Source organism: Paenibacillus sp. 01T422, assembly GCF_056398785.1.
On record NZ_JBFTQB010000465.1, the window covers coordinates 1 to 4,910 of the forward strand.

Annotated in this window: 3 protein-coding genes; all 3 read right to left on the minus strand. The window is 44.2% G+C overall.

The window, feature by feature from the left end; all coding sequences use genetic code 11:
- Positions 1-313: 313 nt before the first annotated feature.
- Positions 314-2,065 (minus strand): hypothetical protein, encoded by a 1,752-nt coding sequence (locus AC1DUA_RS23265; protein WP_477502028.1) that lies wholly within the window; start codon positions 2,063-2,065, stop codon positions 314-316.
- Positions 2,066-2,089: 24 nt separating this feature from the next.
- Complete coding sequence (locus AC1DUA_RS23270) at positions 2,090-3,349, minus strand: efflux RND transporter periplasmic adaptor subunit (RefSeq protein ID WP_477502029.1); 1,260 nt, start codon at positions 3,347-3,349, stop codon at positions 2,090-2,092.
- Between the two features lie 29 nt (positions 3,350-3,378).
- Positions 3,379-4,910 (minus strand): efflux RND transporter permease subunit (locus AC1DUA_RS23275; RefSeq protein ID WP_477502030.1); only part of this gene is annotated, 1,532 nt, incomplete at its 5' end.

Here is a 4,910-nt window from a genome sequence, read left to right on the forward strand (position 1 = left end):
GTAACGAACGCCGAAACGTCCCTTTTTCGACTTGAAAACTTCCACTTCTTGTGGACACTCATACCCGTAAATCCACCAGTCTTCTTCCATTCTTTTCGCCAGACAGCCCGCTTGAAACTTGGAATCATATAATTTCGCCCAATATATCCAGTTCATCGCAATCACTCCGTTTTAAATAAAATCGATAAACCTATCTTATCCAAAACAGGACATACTTATGAGTCCCTCCTCATGAATCCTAAATGCACGGTACAAACGAGAAAACCGCTTAGCAGTGCTTCATGCACCACCAAGCGATTTATCGATTGAACCATTATTGTTTAAAAGATGTCAGGAATCGTTTAACTGTTTCTCCGTATTCGTTCGTAAAGGTCTCGTATACTTTAACTTGAATCGGGAAATCCAGTTGACCGGATCTCGCATTCAAGTCAATCGTGTTCGTGCCACTGTACAATCTTCCTTCGCCTGATAAGTCTTTCGTCGTTTTCCCAACAGGATTACCAACTTTATCGAATAATTCGAAGGAGAGCTTGTTGTTATACTTATCCACAGTCACTTGTTTATCCGGTTGGATGTCCAGTTCCAGCTTCAATTTGTAATCATACGTCAAGGAAGCTTGATAAATCGCTGAGATACTCCAGTCCTTAATATTGATCTCATATGGGTACACGTTAAGTACTTTACTCGTTATCTCGTTGGCCTGAACGGGTACTTTTGCAGTTGCTAGCAACGATTTGTAGGCTGTGTCACCGTTAGCTTGCTGGCTATACAAGTTCATCTTCAAGCCCTCGCCTGTTTCTGAAGCAGGAAGCGCATAGGAATAGCTGACCACATAAGAAGCCTTAGGAACGACGCTAAGAGCTGTTGCCTCCTGTCTCCTGCCTCCATAAGCATAACCGTCTTTACTTACAAGCTCGGTTTGAATCGCAGGAATAGGGACCGGACGGTCGCTGTTATTCGTCAGTTTGAATTTGGCAACTGCCGTATTGAATCCATCATCTTCATTATTTGTGACGTGCAGCTCAACAAGCGATACATCGACATTGGACGGTACAAATTTATTCGTTGAATCCAGTTTGACCGGTGTTCCTAATGTATAGGCTGGAGCCGGAATGACCCCTTGTGTTGCTGCTCCTATAGGCAGTAGAATGTTCGCACGCCCTACCCGATAGGTATCTTCTTGAATCTTGCCATCACCTTGCGAGGCGAAGAAACTCTCTGGCGACACGACATTCAAACTCGTGAATTCGGTGTCCAAATCGGTTGGGATAACGATATGGATATACTTTTTCTCACCTGGATCAAGCACAACGGCAGCCTCGGCACGATTGCCAGAATAAACTTTGCTTTCCGTTTTGCCATCGATTCCGAAATTCGGGACAGTTTGACGTTCATTCGTTGGATTGACTACTTGAATTTGCACAACTGTAGACACGCCTTTGGCTGAAATTTCCTTATGGATATCCACAGGGATGAAACCAACAGATGACCTCAGGGATGGCAGCGTGAAGGCCTCTCCCCACTTCAGAAGCGCAGAAGCTTTGGTGATCGTGCTGTCACTGCCTTTCCATACGAGCGCCGCGTCAACAGGTACGCTAAGCAGTGTTGTTTCCTTTTTGGGGTATACTTCCATATCAACGTCTACGAAGCTAAGCTCGCTTAGTTCAGCATCATCACTACGTTCTGCATTCGTCAGATAACTAAGTTCTTGCTGCGTCTTCGGTAGAATAGATTTTGAATTTTTGACACTCGGCTGCAGTGTATATTCAATGCCATCCGCCATGCGAACACGCAATTCAAAATCAGGCACACGAGTAATTTTATCGGTTGTATTTTTAATACGAATGACGGCTCCAAGCTTCGTTGTATCCGATTCATGCTCGTTGAGAATGCTTTTAATCTCCACTTCTACATTATCTGTCAGCGAATAGCTGGTATTCGTGCTTGTTTGAGCGAAAACTGCCGAGCTCACACCCTCCGCAGCCCATGCAGGAAAAGAAGCGGTAGTTAAAAGTGCAGCGGATAGTACAATGGTGGCCAGCRATCTTTTCATTTTCTTATTCACGTAGTTCTCCTCCTTGAGCTCGAGCTAGTTGCTCACTTTAATTTTATCTTGATCTTTCAGCTGGTGCTGTCCGGAAATCACGAGCGTCTCGCCTTCCTTCACACCGGATAACACTTCTTGATTCGTTTCATTTAAACGACCAAGCTCAACCTTGCGCTTTTGTACAGTTTCACCGTTCACGATATAAACATAGCTGTCGCCGCCTTCGCGGACGATACTAAGGCTCGGGATAACCGGTACGATTTGTTCATCGTCTTTAGTAAGCTCGACTTGCGCTTTGGAACCCGGTTTCAACTTGCCGTCTGGATTCGGAACCTCAAGTTCCAGATCATAAGCCTTGGATTGACCGTTGATCACATCAGATAAATACGTTACTTTAGCACTTGCTTTGTCCGTAACACCTGGTATGTAGAAAATTAGTTCGCCTTTACCTCGAACGAGAGCTGCCGATGCTTCGGTCAGTTGGGACTTAATCTTAACCGGATTCGTCTGCTGCACTTCACCGACACGGCCGCTTGGCGCTAAAGTTTCACCAACTGTCACGTTGAGATCCGTTAGCACACCAGAAGCAGGCGCTTTGACATCAAGATTGCTTAGTGTTCTATCAATGCTGCGCGCGCTTACCTGTGCTGACTCTAGGCTAGTTTCCACTTGCGCAAGTGAATTCGTCTCTTRCGCAGTTTTCAGCGATCTGCGTGCGCTTTCCAGATCTTTTTTCATATTCGTTAGCGCTGTTTCGGACTGCTCTAACTGCGTTTTCGTTGCTGTACCTAGATCATATTCATTACGAGCCTTGTTATAGGCCTTCTCAAGATCGTTAACGGATGTCTCTAATTTGGAAACCCCGTCTTTGGCATCTGCAATCCCGTTAGATGTCTTCTGTTTAGCTTCGACAAGTCCGGCCTGGGCTCCTTTTATGCTCACGGTATTCAAATCTTTTTGGATCAAAACATCGGTCGGATCCAAGCGGAACAACACATCGCCTTTTTCAACTTTATCTCCGCGCTTCTTAAAAATTTCAATAACTTCCCCGCCGGACTTTGCTACCACATCCAATTGAATGGAAGAGACAACGTCTCCTACTTGCTCTATTGGATTACCAATCTTCTGTTTGGCAATTTTTGCTGTTTTCACAACTTTAACCCCTTGCTCGGCAGCATTTGCCGGTGTTGCGCTTGGGCTTGCAGCAGGTGATGCGGAACATCCTACGACTATCGCCGCGCTAAGCACGACGACACCGATTAACTTGGCACTTTGCTTAATCGTAAACAACTGACGTTTCATAATCGATTTCTCCCTTTCCCCAGTTCAGCTTATTGAAGCGCAGATGGTGCTTGCTCCGTTTGTATAGTTGACGATTTCCCTTTTCTTTTGAACCAACGACGTTCTCTCTTTTTAAATAGAATTTCATACATAATCGGTACAATGACTAGCGTTAACAATGTTGATGTCGTAAGTCCCCCAATAACAACGACTGCCAAACCTTTGGAGATAATGGTACCTTTGGATAAACCTAATCCGAGTGGCAAGAGGGCAATAATCGTTGCGCCTGCCGTCATAATGATTGGTCTTAAACGTGTGATCCCAGCTTCGATAAGAGCATCACGAATGGAGTAGTCCTGCTCCCTAAGCTGCTGTACACGGTCTACAAGTACAATTGCGTTCGTTACAACGATACCTATCAACATAAGGAATCCGATGAGTGATGTGACATTGATGGATTCTCCCGTAATCAGAAGCCCTAGAAGCCCCCCAATTGCCGCAAGTGGCAGTGAGAAAAGAATAGCCAGAGGTGCTCTTGCATTACCAAATGCGATTACCATGACGATGTAAACAATGAAAATGGATGCGAAGATAGCAATAAACATTTGCATAAAGCCTCTATTAATATCATCTGAAACCCCTTTGACTTCACGAGAGACTCCGGAAGGCAGCTCCAGCTTCGCCAATTCGGCAGATATTTTTTGGCTCACTCCACCTTTATCCGTGCTATCAATTTTGGCTCTTACACTTACAATTTGTTCTTCATCTTCACGACTGATGCTGTTTGGTGCGTCAATTTGCTCAATTCGAGCGACTTCATTTAGCTGAATGGTTTGACCCGTTGGTGTTTTGATCAAGAACGTGCCTAATTTATCCACGGAGTTTTTATAAATCGGATTGAGCATAACTTTAGTTTCATAAGTAACATTATTAAACTTCAAATCTCCCAGCTTTTCTTCCGCAATCCACGAATTAACAGCTTGTAAAATTTGCGCTGAAGAAAGTCCATATAGTCGCGCTTTATTTTGATCAACTGTAATTTCGACTTCGGTTTTGGAATCACTTAAGCTATCTTTGATCTCGTTCAGTTCTGGAAATTCCTTCAGCTTATCTTCCACCATCTTAGCGGCTTGCTGAAGATATAGCTGATCATCGCCTTTGAGTGAGTACGAGAAGTCAGCGCCTGTTGATGTTGGAGGCCCACCCGTAAACAACTGGATGTTGACTTCCGAGCCAGGTGGCATCAATTTCAGCATGTCTTCTTTGTAGGTTTTGACTGCCTCTGTCGCATCCGTGTCTGCAGTTAGTTCAAAGAACATCATCGCTCGATACGCATAACGGTCGCTGGTTTGGTTATAACCGACTAGAGATTCGATATACTTGAAAGCAGGATTGCCCAATTTGTCTTTATGCTGCTTCAAATCTTTTTCGAGCTCTTTGGATTTTTCGTTCATCATATCAATAGATGTTTCACGAGGCATTTTTATATCAATGACACCTTGTTTTACAGCTTCACTGTTTGGCATGAAGGCCACCGCTAAATTCGGAACGGTAATAATAATAGAAAGAATAAGGGCTACTT